Source organism: Buttiauxella brennerae ATCC 51605 (assembly GCF_001654925.1).
GTDB lineage: Bacteria > Pseudomonadota > Gammaproteobacteria > Enterobacterales > Enterobacteriaceae > Buttiauxella > Buttiauxella brennerae.
Genome location: NZ_LXER01000040.1, coordinates 264629 through 286655 on the forward strand (window position 1 = coordinate 264629; position 22027 = coordinate 286655).

Annotated in this window: 17 protein-coding genes and 1 tRNA gene; 5 read left to right on the forward strand and 13 right to left on the reverse strand. The window is 49.8% G+C overall.

The features are described 5' to 3' along the window. Positions 1-19 precede the first annotated feature (19 nt). From M975_RS21705 to M975_RS21725, 5 genes are all read right to left on the reverse strand, one after another. Positions 20-388: a DUF1090 domain-containing protein gene (locus M975_RS21705; RefSeq protein ID WP_064561929.1), complete on the reverse strand. Its 369-nt coding sequence runs from the start codon at positions 386-388 to the stop codon at positions 20-22. A gap of 169 nt (positions 389-557) precedes the next feature. After that, the gene (gene mzrA, locus M975_RS21710; protein ID WP_157093421.1) at positions 558-941 is read right to left on the reverse strand and encodes an EnvZ/OmpR regulon moderator MzrA; all 384 of its coding nucleotides are present in this window, start codon (positions 939-941) and stop codon (positions 558-560) included. A gap of 5 nt (positions 942-946) precedes the next feature. Next, on the reverse strand, positions 947-1609 hold the full coding sequence (yqjA, locus tag M975_RS21715) for a DedA family general envelope maintenance protein YqjA (protein ID WP_064561931.1): 663 nt from the start codon (positions 1607-1609) through the stop codon (positions 947-949). A gap of 393 nt (positions 1610-2002) precedes the next feature. Further along, on the reverse strand, positions 2003-2779 hold the full coding sequence (gene exuR / locus M975_RS21720) for a transcriptional regulator ExuR (RefSeq protein WP_064561932.1): 777 nt from the start codon (positions 2777-2779) through the stop codon (positions 2003-2005). Positions 2780-2907: 128 nt separating this feature from the next. Continuing rightward, positions 2908-4203 (reverse strand): MFS transporter, encoded by a 1296-nt coding sequence (locus M975_RS21725; RefSeq protein WP_064561982.1) that lies wholly within the window; start codon positions 4201-4203, stop codon positions 2908-2910. A gap of 490 nt (positions 4204-4693) precedes the next feature. Between M975_RS21725 and uxaC the strand changes: the two genes are divergently transcribed. The 3 genes from uxaC (at position 4694) to M975_RS21740 (ending at position 8243) form a co-directional block, all read left to right on the forward strand. Then, positions 4694-6103 (forward strand): glucuronate isomerase, encoded by a 1410-nt coding sequence (gene uxaC, locus M975_RS21730; protein ID WP_064561933.1) that lies wholly within the window; start codon positions 4694-4696, stop codon positions 6101-6103. Between the two features lie 18 nt (positions 6104-6121). Then, on the forward strand, positions 6122-7609 hold the full coding sequence (locus tag M975_RS21735) for a UxaA family hydrolase (RefSeq protein WP_064561934.1): 1488 nt from the start codon (positions 6122-6124) through the stop codon (positions 7607-7609). Between the two features lie 88 nt (positions 7610-7697). Then, positions 7698-8243, forward strand: coding sequence for a YgjV family protein (locus M975_RS21740; RefSeq protein ID WP_064561935.1), 546 nt, complete (start codon positions 7698-7700; stop codon positions 8241-8243). Between the two features lie 33 nt (positions 8244-8276). On the opposite strand, the gene sstT is transcribed toward M975_RS21740, so the two are convergent. The 3 genes from sstT to M975_RS21755 form a co-directional block, all read right to left on the reverse strand. Next, a complete protein-coding gene (sstT, locus tag M975_RS21745; protein ID WP_064561936.1) occupies positions 8277-9521 on the reverse strand; it encodes a serine/threonine transporter SstT in 1245 nt (414 codons plus the stop codon). 265 nt (positions 9522-9786) lie between these two features. Further along, entirely contained in the window at positions 9787-10755 is a 969-nt protein-coding gene (locus tag M975_RS21750; RefSeq protein WP_064561937.1) for a TerC family protein, read from the reverse strand. Between the two features lie 267 nt (positions 10756-11022). Beyond that, on the reverse strand, positions 11023-12021 hold the full coding sequence (locus M975_RS21755; protein ID WP_064561938.1) for a Gfo/Idh/MocA family protein: 999 nt from the start codon (positions 12019-12021) through the stop codon (positions 11023-11025). A 259-nt stretch (positions 12022-12280) separates the two neighbouring features. Here M975_RS21755 and M975_RS21760 point away from each other — a divergent pair. Beyond that, positions 12281-12365: transfer RNA gene (locus tag M975_RS21760), tRNA-Leu, on the forward strand. A 186-nt stretch (positions 12366-12551) separates the two neighbouring features. After that, positions 12552-13811, forward strand: coding sequence for a tyrosine-type recombinase/integrase (locus M975_RS21765; RefSeq protein WP_064561940.1), 1260 nt, complete (start codon positions 12552-12554; stop codon positions 13809-13811). Between the two features lie 259 nt (positions 13812-14070). Here M975_RS21765 and qatD read toward each other — a convergent pair whose 3' ends face one another. From qatD to M975_RS21790, 5 genes are read right to left on the reverse strand one after another with little or no spacing between them, the layout of a single operon-like run. Further along, positions 14071-14805 (reverse strand): Qat anti-phage system TatD family nuclease QatD, encoded by a 735-nt coding sequence (gene qatD, locus M975_RS21770; RefSeq protein WP_083967928.1) that lies wholly within the window; start codon positions 14803-14805, stop codon positions 14071-14073. Next, positions 14805-16061, reverse strand: coding sequence for a Qat anti-phage system QueC-like protein QatC (gene qatC, locus M975_RS21775; protein ID WP_245164515.1), 1257 nt, complete (start codon positions 16059-16061; stop codon positions 14805-14807). The genes qatD and qatC overlap by 1 nt, the downstream gene beginning before the upstream one ends. Next, on the reverse strand, positions 16058-16930 hold the full coding sequence (gene qatB / locus M975_RS21780; RefSeq protein ID WP_064561946.1) for a Qat anti-phage system associated protein QatB: 873 nt from the start codon (positions 16928-16930) through the stop codon (positions 16058-16060). Before qatB ends, qatC begins: the two co-directional genes overlap by 4 nt. After that, complete coding sequence (locus M975_RS21785) at positions 16931-18805, reverse strand: KAP family P-loop NTPase fold protein (RefSeq protein WP_064561948.1); 1875 nt, start codon at positions 18803-18805, stop codon at positions 16931-16933. Positions 18806-18861: 56 nt separating this feature from the next. After that, positions 18862-21996 (reverse strand): type I restriction endonuclease subunit R, encoded by a 3135-nt coding sequence (locus tag M975_RS21790; RefSeq protein WP_064561950.1) that lies wholly within the window; start codon positions 21994-21996, stop codon positions 18862-18864. Between the last annotated feature and the right edge of the window lie 31 nt (positions 21997-22027).

Genomic DNA, 22027 nt, shown 5'->3' on the forward strand with positions numbered 1-22027 from the left:
CGAAATTTTAGGGGGTGTCTTAGTAATCACGGGCCTGCAACGTTTTCAGCTCATGTTCAGCTTCAGACAGTTTTTGCTCCCGCTTGGAAATTTTTTCAGCGTCGCCTTTATCGCGCGCTTCTTGAAGATCGGCTTTGCGCTCGGTGATTTCAGCTTTCTGTTCGTTAATTTTTTTCTGATGAGCTGCACGCAGGCTGCTGTCGGTGCAATTGGCACGAACTTCTTTCAATGCTTTGTTAAGTCCATCGACACGGTTTTTATTCTGGTGCTTCTCCGCATAGCCAATTTCACGTTGAATATCTTGCTCTTTTTCGCTGCACAGCGAGCTCGCATGTGCCACAGAAGTCAAAGATAACAAGGCAAGAGCCAGTACGGTACGGTAATTCATGTTTACAACCTTCCATTGTGAATGTGCATTTAGCCGCGAGGTTAAGGTCACACAAAATCCAGAAATTCTATGAATATGATGATTTGTAGCCGTTTAAGTAAAAACAAGCATAGACAGAAATTGAGTAAAAACCCAATCCACATTAACAAATTAGGATTTCTGGAAAGGGTTAACCGATGCGGATATTTTCGTTGAGTACACGCGTAAGCCAGGTGCTGGCGCTATCATCTTCTTCTTGTTGAGCGATGACATAGCCATGCGGCAGTGTTTTATACAACACGGCTTTAGCGGCTTCACTTTGCGCACTCGAATCAAATTTTATCAATAAAGAATTGTTGTCCGGGGTAATGCTTTTAAAGCGAATACCGTTGGCATCAAGGTGGTGCCAGACATAAAAACCATCAGGCATGCTGATGCCTTGCTGGCTGGAACGAATCTCCAGCGTGGACTCAGTCCGCTGCATTCCAGACCAGATAAGGACGCTTGCCACCGCAAGCGCGCCAACTAACATCGTGGCCTTAAGGCCACGAAAAATGTGTGTTTTCATCGTCATCCCTCTTAACTGCGGTTTCCGTATTTCTTACGCCAAAGCACAATCAACGAACCGATCAGGCCAATTACCAGCAACACGACTGGTAGTAGCATCAGGCAGGACATCAATGCATCTTCATATTTCAGGAATACCGGCGTTTTGCCGAGCAGGTATCCTAGCGAGGTGAGAATTAATACCCATAACAGGCCGCTCATCCAGTTGAAGAACTGGAAGCGAGCATTGTTCAGACCAGATAAACCAGCAATAGTTGGTAACAGGGTACGAACAAAAGCAATAAATCGACCAATCAACAACGCTGACAAGCCATGTTTATGGAACAGGTTGTGCGCTCGCTGGTGATAATGTGCCGGAAGGTGCGAAAGCCAGTTCTGCACGATTCGCGTGTTGCCAAGCCAGCGCCCTTGAATATAACTGAGCCAACAACCGAGGCTTGCGGCTGTTGTGAGTAACAGTAGTGTTTCCGGGAAACCCATGGCCCCTTTGGCAATCAGCACGCCGACCAAAACTAACAGACTATCGCCCGGCAGGAAGGCTGCCGGCAGCAGACCGTTTTCAAGGAATAGAATCATGAATAACACGAAGTAAAGCATGCCAATCATTCCTGGATTGGCGAGCGTTTCAAAATCCTGGCTCCACAGAGCGTTCAACAGTTGTGATAAAAGTTCCATTCAGTGTTCCTGGCACATCGGTTAAGACCGCTGATCAATGTCAGATAGGTAGAGTGCGGCTTTGTTATACCCCTCATACTTCAAATTGCATGTACGTTGGCTTTCCTGCGACTCGAATTATTTTGGGTATATGCCTTGTTGTAGTTGCCGCCTACAATCCACGGCTTGATGCCTGTTCGCGCCACAGCTCCGTGTGAATGCGCCAGGCAGGTGAATAGCAACGCTAGCACCGACTGTGAAATTGCATCTAATTGTAACAAAGCTCTGTCTAATGCGTCACAGTATTTGTGCTTTGTTGAGGATTGATTTTGATGAGTCGCAGAGGGGCTGGCGAGGGTATTTACAAACGCTGACACTATTGGTTGGTTTGCTTACCCTCGCGCGGGAAAATGACTATTTTTGACCGTTTGCCGCTGTATCGAGATGAATGACCGGATTATCGGCAAATAAGTAGCGGTCTGCGTTGAACTCGAAGTCATCGCTGGTTGCATCAAACAGCATCTGTTTGGTGTTTTCGAGGTGCTGCCACATTGCCACTTTTGCTGCATGCGGGTCTTTACGAATCAGCGCCTTAAGGATTTGGTCGTGATCTTCACACCAGTTGTCTACGGTGCGCTTATCAATATGTTCGTGAAGTTTTTTCCAGTACGGGTTGTGGATACGTTGGCTCCACATTTTTTCTACGATGGCAGCAAGGGCGCTATTTTGTGAGGCCAGCGCGACTTGAGTGTGGAAATGAAGGTCCCACTCGGAATCACGGAAACTTTCCTCGTTACGCGCCATTTCCTGAATTTCCATCAGTTTGACGATATCTTGCTTGGTCACCTGAGTGGCCGCAAATTCCGCGATATTACTTTCAATCAACTGGCGGGCTTGCAGCAGCTCAAACGGCCCAAAACTTGCGAACTCAAATTGTTCATCAGGCAGATTGGTGTATTTCGCCTGGTTCGCAATAACGTGGATGCCGGAGCCTTTGCGTACTTCGACGTAGCCTTCCACTTCCAGCATGATAATTGCTTCACGAACCACAGTGCGGCTCACGTTCTTTTCTTCAGCAATAAAGCGCTCTGCCGGGAGTTTTTCCCCGACCAGATAAACACCGTTTTCGATGCGTTGTTTAAGTTCAGCGGCTAATTGCTGATAAAGACGACGTGGTTCCATAACTTCCATCTGTAGCTCCGGGAAAGACCCTGCGGGTAACCTTATTTGTTATACCACTTTTCAAACTTCGGCTCCACATTGTAGATACACAAAAGCCGCCTGAGCGGCGGCTTTTGTTATGCAGATTGAGACACCGATTAAGCTAACGCTTGCTTCGGTTTTTGCGAGTCGTCAATCTCACTGATGGGTTTGTTTTGCAGCACGGTCCAGATAACGATAGCGCCAAGGATATCGAACACAGCCAGCGCAGCGAACAGTGGGCTGAAGCCTAAAGTATCAGCCAGTGCGCCAACAACCAGAGCAAACATGGTGCTCGCGGTCCAGGCTGCCATACCGGTCAAGCCATTCGCCGTTGCCACTTCGTTACGACCGAACACGTCAGAAGACAGAGTGATCAGTGCGCCAGACAGTGACTGGTGAGCAAAGCCGCCAACACACAGCAGAGCGATTGCAACGTACGGGCTGGTGAACAGGCCGATAGTACCTGGAGCAATCATCAGAATCGCACCCATGGTCACAACCAGTTTACGAGAAACAATCAGGTTCACACCGAATACGCGCTGGAACATAGGTGGCAGGTAGCCGCCAACGATACAACCCAGGTCAGCAAACAGCATTGGCAACCATGCAAACATCGCAATGTGTTTCAGGTCAAAGCCGTAGACTTTAAACATGAACAATGGGATCCAGGCGTTGAAAGTACCCCAGGCTGGTTCAGCAAGGAAACGTGGCAGAGCAATACCCCAGAACTGGCGGTTCTGCAGGATTTTCCAGGCGCTCATTTTTTTGCTGTTGTTAGTCTGGTGATGCGCTTCCTGGCCACCGATGATGTACTCACGTTCTTCTTCAGAAAGACGTTTCTGGTCACGTGGGTGTTTGTAGAAAATCAACCAGCACATCGCCCATGCAAAGCTCAGCACACCGGAGATGATGAAAGCCATCTGCCAGCTGTGCATCACAATCGCCCAGACCACTAATGGTGGAGCAATCATGCCGCCGATAGAGGAGCCGACGTTGAAGTAACCCACGGCAATAGAACGCTCTTTAGCCGGGAACCATTCGCTACTGGCTTTCAGGCCAGCTGGAATCATAGCCGCTTCAGCAGCACCCACTGCGCCACGAGCGATTGCCAGGCCACCCCAGCTCCCTGCCAGTGCAGTTGCACCACAGAAAATTGCCCATGCGACTGCAAAGAATGCGTAGCCCACTTTGGTACCCAAAACATCAAGCGCGTAACCTGCAACAGGCTGCATGATGGTGTAGCAAGCTGAGTAGGCAGCGATAATGTAGGAGTACTGCTGAGTGGAAATATGCAGCTCTGCCATCAAAGTTGGTGCAGCAGCCGCAATCGTATTACGTGTCAGATAACCCAGTATGGTACCCATGGTTACCAGGGCTATCATGTACCAGCGCAAGCCTTGAATCTTTCGCATTTTGAATTTCATCCCGTCTTATAAACAACCGCACATCATGCGGTCGTACGTCCGGCACTGCTGCCAGAGCGTTTGATCTATTAAGGGGTTCATATCCGGGGGTATTACCCAGTACGACCCGTACCTTGCCATATTTAAAAAATTGCCTGTGACAATTCCGGTTTCCGTACCGTGATGCGCTGTTATTGATGTCAGCGTCTGAAGTAAATCCATTACGACTGTATTGCGACGGCAGAAAGATAACTTGTCATACAGCTTCAAAAGTTGAGTGATATCACAAAAGTGTCGATCAGCTCACTCCAAGGGGGTAGGGGCTTGCAGGCCAGAACTGGCGCGGGATACGGCTTTGTTTTAAACACAATATTAACAATAAAAGTGTGGTTTTTGTGGTGTGCATCACAAAAATCCACTCGGACTCCAGAAATTGGTGTGATAACTTTATTTGCATTATGCGCAAGCATCGAACTGCTATGAACAGAGGAACCCTACAATGGCCCAGTTTATGACTGAAGATTTTCTGCTTGATACCGAATTTGCCCGCCGTTTGTATCATGAGTTTGCAGCCGACCAGCCTATTTTCGACTATCACTGCCACTTACAACCACAACAAGTTGCTGAAGATTACCGCTTCAAAAACCTGTATGACATCTGGTTAAAAGGTGATCACTACAAGTGGCGTGGAATGCGTGCTAACGGTGTGGAAGAGCGTTTGTGTACTGGTGATGCGTCTGACCGCGAGAAGTTCGATGCCTGGGCTGCAACTGTTCCGCACACTATCGGTAACCCGCTGTACCACTGGACTCACCTCGAACTGCGTCGTCCATTCGGTATCACTGGCAAACTGTTGTCTCCAACAACTGCTGATGAAATCTGGAACGAATGTAATGAACTGCTGGCTCAGGACAACTTCTCTGCTCGCGGTATCATGAAGCAGATGAACGTGAAAATGGTCGGTACGACTGATGACCCAATCGACGATCTGCGTTTCCACCGCCAAATTGCTCTGGACGCGTTTGAAACCAAAGTGCTGCCAAGCTGGCGCCCGGACAAAGCGTTCAACATTGAGCAAGGCACTTTCGTTGAATACATGGGCAAACTGGCTGAAGTGTCTGATACCGACATTCGCCGTTTCAGCGACCTGCAAACTGCACTGAGCAAGCGTCTGGACCACTTCGCAGCACACGGCTGTAAAGTATCCGACCACGCATTAGACGTTGTTCTGTTTGCAGAAGCAGACGAAGCGACTCTGGATGGCATCCTGGCGCGTCGTCTTTCCGGTGCGGCTCCAACTGAACACGAAACTGCACAGTTCAAAACTGCGGTTCTGGTTTGGCTGGCGGCTGAATACACCCGTCGCGGCTGGGTTCAGCAGTACCACATCGGTGCACTGCGTAACAACAACCTGCGTCAGTTCAAACTGCTGGGGCCGGATGTGGGCTTTGACTCCATCAATGACCGCCCGGTCGCGGAAGAGCTGTCTCGCCTGCTGAGCAAGCAAAACGAAAACAACGAACTGCCAAAAACTATCCTGTATTGCCTGAACCCACGCGATAACGAAGTGTTGGGCACCATGATTGGCAACTTCCAGGGCGAAGGTATGCCTGGAAAAATGCAGTTTGGTTCCGGTTGGTGGTTCAACGACCAGAAAGATGGCATGGAGCGTCAAATGACGCAGCTGGCGCAATTGGGTCTGTTAAGCCGCTTTGTGGGCATGCTGACTGACAGCCGTAGCTTCCTGTCATACACCCGCCACGAATACTTCCGTCGCATCCTGTGCCAGATGATTGGCCGTTGGGTGGAAGCGGGCGAAGCGCCAGCAGACATCAAACTGCTGGGCAGCATGGTAGAAAACATCTGCTTTAACAACGCCCGAGACTACTTTGGCATTGAACTGAACTAATCAGGCTCTGAGGTTGATATGCAATACATTAAGATCCATACGCAAGATAACGTCGCTGTTGCGTTAGTGGACCTGGCTGAAGGTGAAGTGGTAACCGTTGAAGGTGTAGAGGTGACTCTGCGCCAGCCGGTGCTTCGTGGCCATAAATTTGCGCTGGTTACCATTGCGCAAGGTGAGAACGTCGTTAAATACGGTTTGCCGATTGGCCATGCTTTGGCGACGATTGAAGCCGGGGAGCACATTCACTCACACAATGCGCGTACGAATCTGAACGATCTGGATGAGTATAGCTATCAACCTGATTTCCAGTCTCTGGCAAGCCAGGCTGCAGACCGCGATGTGAGCGTTTACCGCCGTGAAAACGGCTCGGTAGGCGTGCGTAATGAGTTGTGGATCCTGCCAACCGTGGGCTGTGTAAACGGCATCGCGCGTCAGATCCAAAACCGTTTCCTGAAACAGAATCACGACGCCGAAGATATTGACGGCGTGTTCCTGTTCAGCCATCCGTTCGGTTGTTCACAGCTGGGTGAAGATCACGTTAACACCCGCACCATGCTGCAAAACATGGTGCATCACCCAAATGCGGGTGCGGTGCTGGTGATTGGCCTGGGTTGTGAAAACAACCAGGTGAGTGCCTTCCGTGAAACGCTGGGTGAGTACGATGAATCCCGCGTGAAGTTTATGGTTTGCCAGCAGCAAGACGATGAAGTTGAAGCCGGCCTTGAGCAACTGCAAGAGCTTTACGAAGTCATGCGTCACGACAAACGTGAACCCGGTAAAATCAGTGAACTGAAGTTCGGCCTTGAGTGTGGCGGTTCCGATGGCCTGTCTGGCATCACCGCGAACCCAATGCTGGGCCGTTTCTCTGACTTTATGGTGGCTAACGGCGGCACCACAGTGCTGACCGAAGTACCAGAAATGTTTGGTGCGGAACGCATTCTGATGAGCCATTGCCGCGATGAAGCAACGTTTGAAAAAACCGTCACCATGGTGAACGACTTCAAACAGTACTTCATCGAACACAACCAGCCGATCTACGAGAACCCATCACCAGGGAACAAAGCTGGCGGTATCACGACGCTCGAAGAAAAATCCCTCGGCTGTACGCAAAAAGCCGGTGAGAGCGAAGTTGTTGATGTCCTGCGTTATGGCGAGCGCCTGAAAACGCCTGGCCTGAACCTGTTAAGCGCACCGGGTAACGATGCGGTTGCGACCAGTGCACTGGCTGGCGCAGGTTGCCATATGGTGCTGTTCAGCACCGGTCGCGGCACACCATACGGCGGTTTTGTACCAACAGTTAAAATCGCAACTAACAGTGAACTGGCAACTAAAAAGCCACACTGGATTGATTTTGACGCAGGCAAACTGCTGCACGGCACGGATATGAACACGCTGCTGACCGAATTTATCGACACCATTGTTGATATCGCGAACGGCAAAAAGACCTGTAACGAACGTAATGATTTCCGCGAATTAGCCATCTTTAAGAGCGGCGTTACGTTGTAAATAGCGTCTCAGGTGCTACCATGAAACGGCATTTTGATATTCGAAATGCCGTTTTTTTTCGCCTCGTTTTTACTCACAAGGATTTGTCATGACCGCGTATTGGGTTGCCCAGGGCGTCGGGGTTCTCGCCTTTGTGGTTGGTATTACCACGTTCATTAACCGCGATGAGCGGCGCTTCAAGCTACAACTGGCGGGTTACAGCGCCATCATCGGTATTCACTTCTTCTTGATGGGCGCCAGCCCGGCAGGCATGAGTGCTGAACTCAACGCAATCCGTACCGTTATCTCCCTGCGTACGCGGAGCCTATGGGTGATGAGCATTTTTATTGTGTTAACGCTGGGTTTGGGTCTGGCTAAATTTAACCATGCGATGGAATTACTGCCGATTGCCGGAACCGTAGCCAGTACCTGGGCATTATTCCGCTGCAAAGGGCTGACCACTCGCTGTGTGATGTGGTGCTCCACGGCTTGTTGGGTAACACATAATTTCTGGCTAGGGTCGATTGGCGGAACGTTAATCGAAGGGAGTTTTCTGGTGATGAACGGACTGAATATCATTCGTTTCTGGCGGATGCAACGGCGGGGCATTGACCCGTTTAAGGTCGAAAAAGAGGTCCAGCAACAAGAGGGATAACTCCCCGCCACGAAGGGCAGGGAGCTTTGAGCATTAACCGCGTAACGGATTATTGTCTGCCAGACGTGCATCTTCTGCCTGGCAAGCCGCTGCGGTAAACAGCACGTCGGTAGAGGAGTTCAGTGCGGTTTCGCAAGAATCCTGCAACACGCCGATGATAAAGCCGACTGCAACCACCTGCATGGCAATCTCATTCGGGATGCCAAACATGCCGCATGCCAGTGGAATCAGCAGCAGCGAACCACCTGCCACACCAGAAGCTCCGCAAGCACACAACGACGCCACCACACTCAGCAGCAGTGCGGTAGGCAAATCAACCGGCACGCCCAGAGTATTCACCGCAGCCAGTGTCAGCACGGTAATGGTGATTGCTGCACCTGCCATGTTGATGGTTGCGCCCAACGGGATGGAAACCGAGTAAGTATCGCGATCCAGATTCAGCTTCTCACACAGCGCCATGTTCACCGGAATGTTAGCCGCAGAACTACGGGTGAAGAAAGCAGTTACGCCGCTCTCACGCAGGCAAGCGAACACCAGTGGGTACGGGTTGCGACGGATTTTTACGAACACCAGCAGTGGGTTGATGACAAGCGCCACGCCGAACATACAGCCAACCAAAACCAGCAGCAGTTGTGCATAGCTCCATAGCGTTTCGAAGCCCGTTGTTGCAAGCGTTGATGCCACCAGACCGAAAATACCGATTGGGGCGAAGCGAATCACGACACGAACGATGAAGGTCACCGCATCAGAAACATCGTTAATCAGGTTTTTAGTGCTTTCATTACCGTGGCGCAGAGCAAAGCCCAGGCCCACAGCCCACACCAGAATCCCGATGTAGTTTGCATTCAGCAGCGCATGAATTGGGTTAGCAACCATGCTCAACAGCAAGTCGCGCAGAACTTCCACAATGCCTGACGGTGGCGTGATATCGGTCGCGCCGGTCACCAGATGCAAGGTAGAAGGGAACACGAAACTCACGACCACGGCGGTTAACGCGGCGGTGAATGTTCCCAGAAGATAAAGCACCAGAATCGGGCGGATGCTGGTTTTCTGGCCGTGCTTATGGTTCGCGATAGATGCCATCACCAGCATCAGAACCAGAACCGGTGCGACAGCTTTCAGTGCCCCAACGAATAATGTCCCGAGCAGACCGACGGCGATTGCCGCAGGTTTTGAAATTGCCGCCAGTGCGATGCCCAGCACCAGTCCTATCAGAATTTGTTTGACCAGACTGCCTTGTGCCAGGCGTTTAAGAATACCTGGAGATTGTGTAGCCATAAATAACCTTCCTGTGTTGTATGTCGTCCCATCCTGTGTCTGTACTCTGAGGTACTTTTCTGACCGGATGTAAAGAAATGTGTTTGCCTGGTCGAGTATAAGGAAATGTCGCAGGGTAGTAAGTAGTAATCACTGATTATTTCGGTGCAGGCTAGATTTTATAACTAAATATTAACAAATATGTGACATTAGCAACACTTCGTACAGTTGGCGCTATAAAAAGAAAAACCCCGCCATAGACGGGGTTCTCTCATTCCGGGAAGGGTTACTTCGCCAGGTTTTTCTGATCGTTACGGTAATTCACGATAGCGTTGATAATTAACGTTAACGCCAGAATACCGCCAACCACGCCCAGCGAAATCGCGATCGGGATATGGTAGAAATCGACAATCATCATCTTCACGCCGATAAACACCAGGATAATCGACAGGCCGTACTTCAACATGGAGAAGCGCTCAGCCACGCCAGCCAGCAAGAAGTACATCGCACGCAAGCCAAGGATTGCAAACAGGTTCGAAGTCAGCACGATGAACGGGTCAGTCGTTACCGCGAAGATAGCCGGAATACTGTCGACTGCGAAAATCACGTCGCTCAGCTCAACCAGAATCAGCACCAGCAGCAATGGCGTGGCGAACAAAATACCGTTCTTACGAATAAAGAAGTGCTCGCCTTCGATTTTATCCGTCATGCGCAGGTGGCTACGGATCCAGCGCACCAGCGGTTTGTCGCCAATGCCGCCTTCATCTTCTTTCGCCAGTGCCATCTTGATACCGGTGAACAGTAAGAACGCGCCAAAGACATACAGCAGCCATTCGAACTGAGAAATTAGCCAACTACCCGCGAAGATCATAACGGTACGCAGCACGATCGCGCCCAGTACACCGTAAACCAGCACACGGCGTTGCAACGCAGCAGGTACAGCAAAGTAGCTGAACAGCATCAGCCAGACGAAGACGTTATCCACCGCCAGCGCTTTTTCAATCAGATAACCGGTGAGGAAGGCGAGAGCTTGTGTATCCGCCACTTCACGGCCAGATGTTCCGGTGAGATACCACCAGAAGGCTGCGTTAAACAGCAGCGAAAGCGAAACCCAGACCAGGGACCAGACGGCCGCCTGCTTCATGGACATGGTGTGCGAGCCTTTACGCCCCTGAAGAAGGAGGTCGATAGCCAGCATGATGACGACCACGACGGCAAAACCGCCCCACAGTAATGGAGTGCCGACACTATTCATAAAATTATTCCTATAAAAACAAAAACGGCCAACGTCGGAAGACGCCAGCCGCTAATGCTTGCAACAGGGATCTCGCCTTCCGGCAAGGTCTCACTTACAACACGGAATGGTTTTTTGTATAAAAAGCCATTCGTATTGCTCGGTAACCGGGTGTTTGCACACCGTAATGACGATTAACCGACAATGAAGTTACTCCCCTTTGCGGGTAACAAAATATTACGATTGCTACAATCAGTCAACATCATGCCACCCCGCTTTTACACACCTTTACGCCGGTAGCTGCGAAGAGACATCATCCGCCGGGAATTTCACACCTGTCTGAGCGCGAATCTCGGTGCTCAGCGCCGCAATTGAGCGCGATGTGATTAAACCTGGATGATTGACTTCGTTACTGGTGACCAAACGCGCAAAGACTTCGGCTTCATAAAGCATAGTATTGATATGCTGTGGAAGCGTGAGATCTTGCGGTTTTCCGCCACGAGGAATAAAGGTGATGCGCTGGCATTCAGAGATCTTCTCAATCACCAAAGAGCCGGCTTCGCCCTGAATCTCGCTTGGTATAGTTGAATCGCTGACTTTTGAGTGCAGCAAGTTCACATCAAAATCGCCGTAATTCATCTGCACTGAACCGTGCGCATCGACACCACTTTCCAGCAGACTTGCTGTCGCGTGAACCGAATACGGTTCGCCCCACAGTGCAACCGCCGAGGCCAGCGTGTAAAAACCGATATCCATAATCGAGCCGTTCGAAAACGCCGGATTAAAGGTATTAGGGTTTTCGCCATCGAGATAACGCTGATAGCGCGAGGAATACTGGCAATAGTTGAGCAGCACTTTGCGGATCTTGCCGACTTTCGGCAATGCCTGTTGCAGCGCGATAAAGTTTGGCAGGCTGGCAGTTTTAAATGCCTCGAACAGCACCACCTGGTTTTCACGTGCGCAGGCAATCGCTGCTTCCACTTCACGCAAATTAGACGCTAGGGGCTTTTCGCAAATTACATGCTTTTTATGACTTAAAAACAGCAGCGTTTGTGGCGAATGCAGGGAATTAGGGCTGGCGATGTATACCGCATCAATGGCGTCACTCTTCGCCATCGCATCCAGATCGGTAAAGAGATGTTCCACCAGATAGTCATTGGCGAAGGTTTGCGCCTGTTCCAGCGAGCGGGAGTAGACCGCGGTGAGTTTATATTTGCCACTCTCGTGGGCAGCATCGACGAACTGACGGGTGATCCAGTTAGTTCCAATAACAGCGAGGCGTATCATAAACGGGTACTATCTCCGAAGGCTGATTATCCTGAAAGACTATCATGATGCCTGGGGAAAACCAGTGGTGGGAGTTGGAGATTTTGTAGTTATTTAGCTGTTGTGATTGGGTCAATTTATCGCTCTGGGTGGCTTCAAACGCACAACAGATTGAAGATTCGTTGTTTTTTTCAGCACTCAGCACGTAGAAGGTTGAATGGGGCTTGCAAGGTGATGAGCTACAGGTATAATCCACAACGTTTTCCGCATACCTCTTCGTGCCGAAGTGGCGAAATCGGTAGACGCAGTTGATTCAAAATCAACCGCCGCAAGGCGTGCCGGTTCGATTCCGGCCTTCGGCACCATATGTATGTAAATAGACCTCAACTGAGGTCTTTTTTTATGTCTAAAATCCAGCATTTACCTACCTTTCTCGCTATATTAACTCTCTCAAGGTCAACCGACTTCAACGTACATCTACCAACACATGTTGGTACAGATGATGGTATTTCCGGTTCGATAATGCTTGTACCAACAGGGAGGGGATAAGCATGGCTCTAACAGATATCAAAGTCAGAACAGCCAAACCAACGGATAAGCAATATAAGCTGACCGATGGCAACGGTATGCATCTTCTCGTCCACCCAAATGGTTCAAGATACTGGCGTCTTCAGTACCGCTTTGGCGGAAAGCAAAAAATGCTGGCTTTAGGGGTTTACCCTGACGTATCTCTTGCTGATGCCAGAGCTCGTCGCGATGAAGCTCGTAAGCTTTTGGCAAACAGCATCGATCCGGGAGACAAAAAGAAAAATGATAAAGTTGAACAGGAAGATGCGCGTACTTTTGAGGAGCTAGCTGTTGAGTGGCATGCCACAAATAAAAAGTGGTCGGAAGAACATAGCCGACGAGTGCTGAAAAGCTTAGAGGACAACCTCTTTCAGACAATTGGGACAAGAAATATCAAGGATCTGAGTACTCGAGATTTGCTTGTTCCAATAAAAGTAGTAGAAGCAACGGGGCGTTTAGAAGTGGCTTCGCGTCTTGAGCAACGTACAAATGCTATTATGCGTTACGCTGTGCAAAGTGGTTATATTGACTACAATCCCGCCCAAGAGATGGCTGGAGCGATTGCTACGGCGAAAAGGCAACATCGGGCAGCTTTGGAACTCAAACGTATCCCTGAGTTACTCCACTGCATTGATCGCTACACCGGTCGACCGCTAACACGTTTGGCTGTGGAGCTAACGCTATTGGTCTTTATACGTTCCAGTGAACTGCGTTTTGCGCGCTGGTCAGAGATCGATTTTGAAACATCTATGTGGACGATTCCAGCCGAGCGAGAAGCTATTGAAGGAGTAAAGCACTCGCAGCGTGGCTCAAAAATGCGTATGCCCCATCTGGTACCGCTTTCCCGACAGGCATTAAATATCTTGGAGCAGATAAAGACGTTCAGTGGTGATCATGAACTGATTTTTATTGGTGATCATAATCCTCGCAAACCGATGAGTGAAAACACGGTGAACAAATCTTTGCGAGTTATGGGATATGACACACAGGTTGAAGTTTGCGGCCATGGTTTCAGGACAATGGCGTGTAGTTCATTGATTGAGTCTGGATTGTGGTCGAGGGATGCAGTTGAGCGGCAGATGAGCCATATGGAGCGTAACTCTGTGCGTGCGGCTTATATTCATAAAGCCGAGCATCTTGATGAGCGCAGGCTGATGTTGCAGTGGTGGGCTGATTTTCTGGATGCTAATCGGGAAAGGGTAGTGAGTCCCTTTGATTTTGCGAAGATTAATTTGGGGAAATAGGCAGGGCGGTAGCCCCGCTAAGTCAAACTGACTTAGTAAAGCATAGTTATAAAATAAAAAGACATCCAGCCGTCAGAATGGCTGGATGTCTTTTTATTAAATGATGTTGATGGCGATCTACAGTATGTAATTTCGATTATATTGATCCTGTACATAAGTTTGCGTTATTACGTCACCTGACGCCAAAGCCGTGTCATACCTACTAGGGTTTACCCAGTTGATTTGTCAATTGGGGATGTGCGAAAAGGCAGTAGACAAGCTAGATCCTTAGCAGCCCCATTAGACGTAAGCCATTTGATTTTAGCAAAAACGAAGCTTCATCTTGCGATATATTCCATATCTCGGCGAGTTTAATAGCCACAGTATTTGCCTCCCATGGCATTACATGGACACCATCTATCTTCGCGAATGGACCATCACTCTCTGGGACCACTTGTTCACGTGGCATTAGTGCTGCCAGCTTTCGTCCATTAGCAGATTTCATCATCGTTGGCCCAACACTGAACCAACAACCGGCATCGATTGCACGTCGAAGCACGGAAGGAGAATCGGTGAACCAGTGAAGAACCGCTGTGCCAAACCCTGGGTTCGCTTCAAGAATATCTAAAACCTCCTTGGCGGCCCCCCGAGAATGAATGCTGAGAACTCGCCCTCCGAATCCTGCGCATTTCTCAACAATGGCTTTAAATATATTCTTTTGAAGTTCAAAGTAAGGCCTGTATCGTGCCGAACCATCCAGACCAACCTCGCCAATGGCAGTGCAATTCTCCATTTGTGATAGCAGCATTTCCAGTTCGATGTATTTTTTATCTGCTATCTCAGGGTGAAGACCTGGGGAAATCAAACATTTCTGAGTGGTGGCTAGTACTTTTGAAGTTGCTGCGTATGCTCTTGGGCTCGTTGTCACTAGCCAGACAAATTCAGTTCGCTGCAAAGCTTCGATGTAGACTTTCTTGGCATTCGGATAGAGATCTAAGTGGCAGTGGAAATCCATCAAATTATACCGTCCTTTCGGAGCAATGTAGCCAATTCAGCTAAACCCTGTTCAGCAACTTGACGATAATGAGGGCGATCCGCAGCTGACGCAAAGGCTAGTGTGGCTCCTAGGAAGGCATCAATCCCTTTCTTTTCGGCGGCGAGTACTGCACAAGCCACTGCCATTGGATCGTCCGCATTTGCTTTGCCTGCCACCGACAGATTTGTGAATTTATATCTTGTCGTATCAGAAATGCCCCAGCGCTGAATTGCAGCTTTACGAACCATACATGGCACGCATCGACCGCAGTGTGTTCGGTTGTAGGTACGGAAACGACCACAACTTGTCGAATCACATGCAAATCTTGTTAGCAGAGTTTGATCTGCACACTGTGCCAACATTTCTCCCTTCGTCATGAACCGATAGGGCATACACAATTGGGCATTGACGCCAACGGCATCAAGTAATTTTTGAAGGAAAGTCATGAACTGTGGATGTGTTGTTCTTGTGCTGAGACTAGCCATCCTTCCTGGAAGCAATGGAGGATTGATACTTATGAATCCATTTTCTGGTACCAAGATATCTGCCCGTTTGACTGACAGCAATGAAGTAGCGAGCACTGCAAGACCATAGAACGCCATGGAGCGTGCTCTGGTCGAAGTTTCTTTTTTACCACTGAAAACGACTTTATGACTCCACTGCTGATGCCAATCGCCCCCACCCAGTGCATTAGCATAGGCAACTTGTCGAGCAGAATCTTCAAAAGCAAGTTGTGACACAAAAATTGGCCTGCGCCCTGCAGTTGTAGCATCTATACCACCTATCAGGCTATCGAGGCCTCCAGAAAGTAAGGACACACAATCTCGGTCGCATTTCCGGAGCTTGCCTTTTGGTGGAGGTGGACCACCAGGCAAGAAGTGCAGTGTCCAAAAGTCACCAGAAAGAACTCGGAGCATTTCCTCAGCAATAGCTTTATTTGCTTCCCAAGGGGCTGGATCATTGAGTGTAATATATAGTTCAATTTGGCGAGTCCAACCATCCGCACTATTTTTGCGAATAACAGCAACATCTGATGCATAAACAGCAAAACAAAAAAGCATGAAATCCCACACTGGGATCGATGGGGCATAGCCAGCACTCTCTAGCTTACGCAGCCAACCAGAGGCAATACGTCCAACGTCGGGTCGTGATGATGCCTCTAGGAAGGTGAATGCACGAGTGCCTACTGGCACATTTTGGGGTAGCGAATTGATACTTGAGCAAAGAATTTTCATGATTCAGAGAACACCGTAAGGGCGTCTTGTAACGCCGAAGTCGCAATTTCTCGCATGGAATGTGAAGTACTGCCAGAACGTACCTTTCCCATCGATTTGTTAACAACAACCATAATGTAGTCAAGCACTTGTGCTAATCGCTGTTGTATGACACTGGGTACATATTTTAGCTTTTCAAAAACCCTTCCGAGTTCAAGTTGAACCCGGTTGTAAACATCGTACGCCACTGTGAATGCCATTACATTGGCAATCTGGTCATCCCCAAGATTGAAGATATCAGCAGTGGGATCTACTTCATAAAGATGAGAGATGGCCTGATTCATTGCATGCTTGGCTGACTCTTCGTCAACACTTCCACCCGTGGGCAGCAGCTTTTGTACAACTTCTAGTGCAGTATCATGGGCAGATAGATTTCTCTGTTTTACCGAAGCAACCCACGCATCGATATCAGGGTCGGTCCCATCTCGGGCTGTTGCCAGAAAGCCCCCTAATGAAGCAGAAGCTATAGCACTAGTGCGCATACGACTCGCCGCTTTTATTGATCCGCCCATACCTTTTTTAATGAAACTCGAAATACCTCGCCGTAAATCAGATCCACTACCAGATTGCACGAAACCCGTGAGAGCTCTTCGTGCTTCCTGATAACGCCCCGCTGGTGCTGCCGCCGGACTTTCTACATGCTGCGTTGTAGTGTTGTCATTCTCCGAGTCACTTTCATTTGCACCATCAGAGCCATCTTCGGGAGCTGGATTTGGTGATATAGGTTTGTCTGCATGGCTAGAGTCAATGCCAGTTTCAGCATCATCTAGCCATGGTGGATCAAATGATGCGCCAGAACCGGCTCCTGCGCTTGAGGTCGACGTACCCATTTATTTCTTCCTTGCATTTTCAATTGCACGTTTAACAGGTTTCGGAATCTGTTCGTCCCGTTCCCACTTAGATAAAACATCTTTCGCCCAGCTACACTCTGTCAAAGCTGAAACCAAGCCTGGGGCGAGCTGAGAAATAGGTGCCTGACTAATGAGTGCAGCGGCTCGAGCCCCGGTACTTGGGTGAATATGAGACACCTCGATAAGCATCAAGACCTCTTCGGCCTTTTGCCATAAACGGTTTGGTCGCCTAATTTCCCAGGCGCGAGCCATGGCAAGACCAGACTGCAGTTCACCAGCATCCATTATTTGCTGTTTTAATGCTTCGTTCGAATTTCGGGCTGCCACCAACGCATCACGTAATGCTTTACCTGCTACGTTCAGATCATCGGCACCAAAATCCCTAACGGTGCTATCTCTACTGAGGTGCAATATAGGTCGCATATCCATATCACCAAGCAGAGGTTTTAGCTGCAGCCACTCACGAACAAACTCTTTATCTCCAAATAGGGTGGGGAGCGTATTATCCGGGTCTTTAGCAGCCATCTCTGCGTCATGAAGAATGCTGACTCTTCCTTCGTTTTCGGCCGAAACCTTTTCTGCCAATGCATTCGCCGTAGCTTCGTCACACCGCTCGAGCAAATGCCACTTAGCCAGAATTTGTACATCCACATCAATGCCTTGTGGTTTAGCTAATGTCTTACGCAAAAACACTGTATTAAGAAATCGCTTAATCAGTCGTGGGTTGGCCTGGACTGTACTTGCACTAAAAAGTAATGGAGCCAACCTCTCAGCCAGCCCCATTAGGTCGAGCAACTCAGCATCCTCCTGTTCCACCAGCGTTTCGAGGAATGCAAGATCAACGGTTTTTCCCGTCCAAGTTTCTCGTAGTCGAGCTTCTACGCTGAGTTTAGCGTTCTCAAAACTCTCGGTTTCCAGCTGTCCGCTGCGGTGAGCACGTTCCAAAAATAGCAACGCGGTATATGCTTTAGTCTCGTTAGCGCCCAGTCTTGGTACTCTCAATGGAACTTGAATTAACTTGTCAAAATAATTGGTTGCGATATCGTCATCCAAACCAGTACCAGCAAAGTGGACACGGACGGCTCCACGAATAAACACATCGTCCGCGGCGATGACGAATGCACTTCGACGCAGAAACAGCAGCAACCGAATAGCCTCGAGCGTTGAAATAGCCGTCTTAGGTAGGCATCGATCAAGGTCATCGACAAAGACTACCAACGTGATATTCAGCTCGACGAGTAGCTCTTCCAAGGCTTCCCGAAAGGATTGTATTTCTTTTGGCAGCGAAACGGGTTTAGCTTCGTTCAAGAGTCCTTTGGTAGCTTCTGATGCATCTTTGGCGACTGCGATGCCTTCATTAAGTGATTCATTCTGCAATGCACCTTTTCCAGCCTCGACAACTTTTCCAATAAGACCGACCGGAACCCCTGTGATCAAGGTGGCTGCAACTTCTCCACCCAGTTGGGCCAACCGTAGAAAATTAATGCGCTTGACGAGGGATTTTGCCTTACCTAAAAGTCCACTATTCTGAGCGACTACAGCCTCAAGTACTGCATCTCCAACCGTCTGTAGCAGCGCAGTACGTGCATCTTCAAAGCCTTGGTAAAGCCATGGATTGAAAGTTATCACTACATGTTTTGGTCGTTCCTCAGAGGCAATTCCCATTCCGACAGTCTGTTCCAGCGATAACTCAGATGCGATCATCCGTACAAGTGACGATTTTCCTGCGCCCCAGCCTCCCGAGATCCCAATCGAGATTGGCTCCCCACCGGTATCTTGAATGAGCCCCGCACATGCTTTTGCTACTAGGCGAAAATTAACGTAATCAACGGTTGTCTCATTGTCATGCCACATTGACTTTCCTATTATTTCTTTATTCGTCAATCACTAGAACTGCCATATTAGGCAGATCATCCACGTGAAACCGACCACCCTGATGACAAAGCCTCAGCCTGTTGAAGTACTGTTTGTACGGCTGTTTCCTGAAGATCTGGTGGATAACCATACTTACGGAGAATACGCTTCACCAGCACTCGCATTCGAGCGCGTGCAGACTCGCGATGAGCCCAGTCAACGGACACGTTTTCACGCAGGCTCATTAGCAACTCATGAGCAATGAGTTTCAGTTTATCGTCACCCATAACTTGAATGGCGTCCTCGTTGTCAGCCAATGCGTCGTAGAAGGCAATCTCATCCTCAGACAAACCTTGTTCTTCACCCCGTTGGCGAGACGCACGGATGTCCTTGGCTAGCTTGATTAGTTCCTGCAGCACTTCGGCAGTGGTGATAGCATTGGCGTGGTATCGTGCCACCGAATCTTCCAGTCGCTCCGAGAAAGCTTTGGTCTGTACCACGTTGGCCTTGCTACGTGAGCGAATTCCATCGTTGAGCAGTTTACGCAGGGCTTCCAACGCAAGATTCTTCTTCTCCATCTGCTGTACTTCAGCGAGAAACTCGTCGGAGAGGATGGAAATATCCGGACTCTTAATACCCGCAGCAGCAAGTATGTCCACGATCTCGGTCGAGACAACAGCTCGGCTGACGATCTGTTGGATCGCCAATTCGCGCTCTTGCTGCGTCGCACCTGAACCATTACTACTTTTGACTAGAGCGGCACGTATTGCCTGGAAGAAACCGACTTCCTCCCGGATTTCTCGGGCCTCGTCGGATGCTGATGCCAAAGCGAATGCCTTGGACAGGGCTAGCACTGCATCCTGGTATCGACGATGCGCATTCTTCTTACCCTCTTTGGTGTTCTCTTTCGCCGCCAACTTTTGTTGCAGGTCGAGAATCCACTCTATGGCACCTGCCATCATCACAAGGCGTTCTTGTGGAGTGCCTGCCATCGCGGAGGCGTAGTCGTAACCGTGGTACATGTCCCGTACGACCTCGTACTTCTCAATCATCACCGAGATGGCCTGCGCTTCGTCAACGCCTGTGTTTTCCTGATCGTTCCGGGAATATTGCTGCAGGGCCGACTTCAAGTTTTGTGCGATGCCGATGTAATCGACGATTAGTCCTGCAGGCTTGTCGCGGAACACCCGATTCACGCGCGCAATTGCCTGCATCAACCCGTGGCCTTGCATTTGTTTATCCACGTACATGGTGTGCATGCACGGCGCATCAAAGCCGGTCAGCCACATATCCCGCACGATCACTAGCTTGAGTTGATCTTTGGGATCACGGGCTCGCTTGGCCAGCAGATCACGTCGGGCCTTGTTGCCTATGTGCTGTTGCCATGCCTGCGGATCGCTCGCCGCACCCGTCATTACAATCTTGACCGCGCCTGCGTTGTCATCAGTGCTGTGCCAGTCTGGGCGCAGTTTGACGATCTCGTCGTATAGCTTGACGCAGATGCGCCGGCTCATACACACCACCATCGCCTTGCCATTGAGTGCGGCCACGCGATCCTCAAAGTGGGTAACCATGTCCTTGGCAACTAAATTAAGGCGTTTATCACTGCCAACTAGTGCTTCAACCGTTGACCATTTCTTCTTTAAGCGCTCCTGGTCGGCTTCTGAGTCCTCCTCAGTCAATTCATTGACCTCTACGTCGATCTTCGGTTTCTCATCCTCGTCGAGTTCGATTCGCGCCAGACGGGATTCATAGTAGATCGGTACGGTCGCGCCATCCTCGACTGCCCTGCTGATGTCGTAAATATCGATATAGTTGCCGAATACCGCTGGGGTGTTTACATCACCTGCTTCTATAGGTGTACCGGTAAAACCGATGAAGGATGCATTAGGGAGGGCATCGCGCATGTACTTGGCAAATCCATAGGAGATTTCGCCAGTCTTCACGTCTACCTTGGCCTTGAAGCCATATTGGCTTCGGTGCGCTTCATCTGCGATGACCACCACGTTGCGCCGAGTGGTAAGTGGCTCCTCAATCTCGCCAAATTTTTGCAAAGTCGTGAAGATAACGCCACCTGATGCTCGGCTTAAAACTTTCTGCAGATCTTCGCGGCTCTCGGCTTGAATTGGCGTCTGTCGGATCAGATCACGGCACATCGAGAAAGTAGAGAAGAGCTGGTCGTCGAGATCGTTGCGGTCGGTTAGTACTACTAGCGTTGGGTTGGCCATGGCCGGATGCTTGACGAGTTGCCCTGCGTAGAATGCCATCAGCAGGCTTTTGCCGGAGCCTTGGGTGTGCCAGATGACACCAGCACGATGATTACCCTCTGGCGAGGATGCATTCACAGTGCTGTTGACCGCGTGTCGTACTGCGTGGAACTGGTGGTATCCTGCAATGATTTTGGCGAGCCCTGCTCCGGTTTCGGCAAAGACGGTGAAATCGCGTATTAAGGCCAGTAATCGTCGCTGTTCGAACACACCCTCGATTAATGTTGAAAGTTCTGGAGCTCCCTTTGGTGCAATATCCACGCCGTCGGTGGTGCGCCATGGCATGAAACGCTCAAGATCTGCCGACAACGATCCCACTCGGGCTGCAATGCCGTCCGATGTAACCAGGAGTGCGTTGGTGTTGAATAGAGAAGGAATTTCCTGCTTGTAGGTCTGGAGTTGGTTGAATGCCCCTAACAGATGCGCTCCGGCATTACCTGGTGCTTTTAGTTCGATTACACCTATTGGTAATCCGTTCACGAACACCACCACATCGGGCCGCCGCTTGTTCTCTCCATTGATCACCATGAACTGACTCACTGCCAACCAATCGTTCTTCTCCGGGTGCTCGAAGTCGATGAGTGCAATCTTGCACGCAGTCAGCGTGCCGTCGTCGGCGTAGTACTCAACATCCACACCTTCCGTTATCAATTTGTGGATACGGCGGTTTTCCTCGAGAAGAGATGGTAGTTCGGACTGCATCATGCGGCGCACAGCATCTTGGTGCGCCTCTAATGGCAAGCCAGGGTTCAGGCGTGCAACGGCATCCTCGAACCGACTCTTGAGCACGACCTCATTGTGACTTTCGCGTTCCGGTCGGCGTCCGTCAGGGCCGATGTCGTCCTCGCGTTCGATGCTGTAACCAAGAACGTGCATCTGCTCCAGTAGTGCTTGTTCTACGGCGGCTTCAGATAGAAATGCCATTATTGCTCTCCTGCTATTTTGGGCTTGTACA

Excerpts from the sequence above, each read along its gene's own strand:
- M975_RS21705 (WP_064561929.1), bottom strand. The coding sequence starts at position 388 with ATGAATTACCGTACCGTACTGGCTCTTGCCTTGTTATCTTTGACTTCT.
- mzrA (WP_157093421.1), bottom strand. The coding sequence starts at position 941 with ATGACGATGAAAACACACATTTTTCGTGGCCTTAAGGCCACGATGTTA.
- yqjA (WP_064561931.1), bottom strand. The coding sequence starts at position 1,609 with ATGGAACTTTTATCACAACTGTTGAACGCTCTGTGGAGCCAGGATTTT.
- exuR (WP_064561932.1), bottom strand. The coding sequence starts at position 2,779 with ATGGAAGTTATGGAACCACGTCGTCTTTATCAGCAATTAGCCGCTGAA.
- M975_RS21725 (WP_064561982.1), bottom strand. The coding sequence starts at position 4,203 with ATGCGAAAGATTCAAGGCTTGCGCTGGTACATGATAGCCCTGGTAACC.
- uxaC (WP_064561933.1), top strand. The coding sequence starts at position 4,694 with ATGGCCCAGTTTATGACTGAAGATTTTCTGCTTGATACCGAATTTGCC.
- M975_RS21735 (WP_064561934.1), top strand. The coding sequence starts at position 6,122 with ATGCAATACATTAAGATCCATACGCAAGATAACGTCGCTGTTGCGTTA.
- M975_RS21740 (WP_064561935.1), top strand. The coding sequence starts at position 7,698 with ATGACCGCGTATTGGGTTGCCCAGGGCGTCGGGGTTCTCGCCTTTGTG.
- sstT (WP_064561936.1), bottom strand. The coding sequence starts at position 9,521 with ATGGCTACACAATCTCCAGGTATTCTTAAACGCCTGGCACAAGGCAGT.
- M975_RS21750 (WP_064561937.1), bottom strand. The coding sequence starts at position 10,755 with ATGAATAGTGTCGGCACTCCATTACTGTGGGGCGGTTTTGCCGTCGTG.
- M975_RS21755 (WP_064561938.1), bottom strand. The coding sequence starts at position 12,021 with ATGATACGCCTCGCTGTTATTGGAACTAACTGGATCACCCGTCAGTTC.
- M975_RS21765 (WP_064561940.1), top strand. The coding sequence starts at position 12,552 with ATGGCTCTAACAGATATCAAAGTCAGAACAGCCAAACCAACGGATAAG.
- qatD (WP_083967928.1), bottom strand. The coding sequence starts at position 14,805 with ATGGATTTCCACTGCCACTTAGATCTCTATCCGAATGCCAAGAAAGTC.
- qatC (WP_245164515.1), bottom strand. The coding sequence starts at position 16,061 with ATGAAAATTCTTTGCTCAAGTATCAATTCGCTACCCCAAAATGTGCCA.
- qatB (WP_064561946.1), bottom strand. The coding sequence starts at position 16,930 with ATGGGTACGTCGACCTCAAGCGCAGGAGCCGGTTCTGGCGCATCATTT.
- M975_RS21785 (WP_064561948.1), bottom strand. The coding sequence starts at position 18,805 with ATGTGGCATGACAATGAGACAACCGTTGATTACGTTAATTTTCGCCTA.
- M975_RS21790 (WP_064561950.1), bottom strand. The coding sequence starts at position 21,996 with ATGGCATTTCTATCTGAAGCCGCCGTAGAACAAGCACTACTGGAGCAG.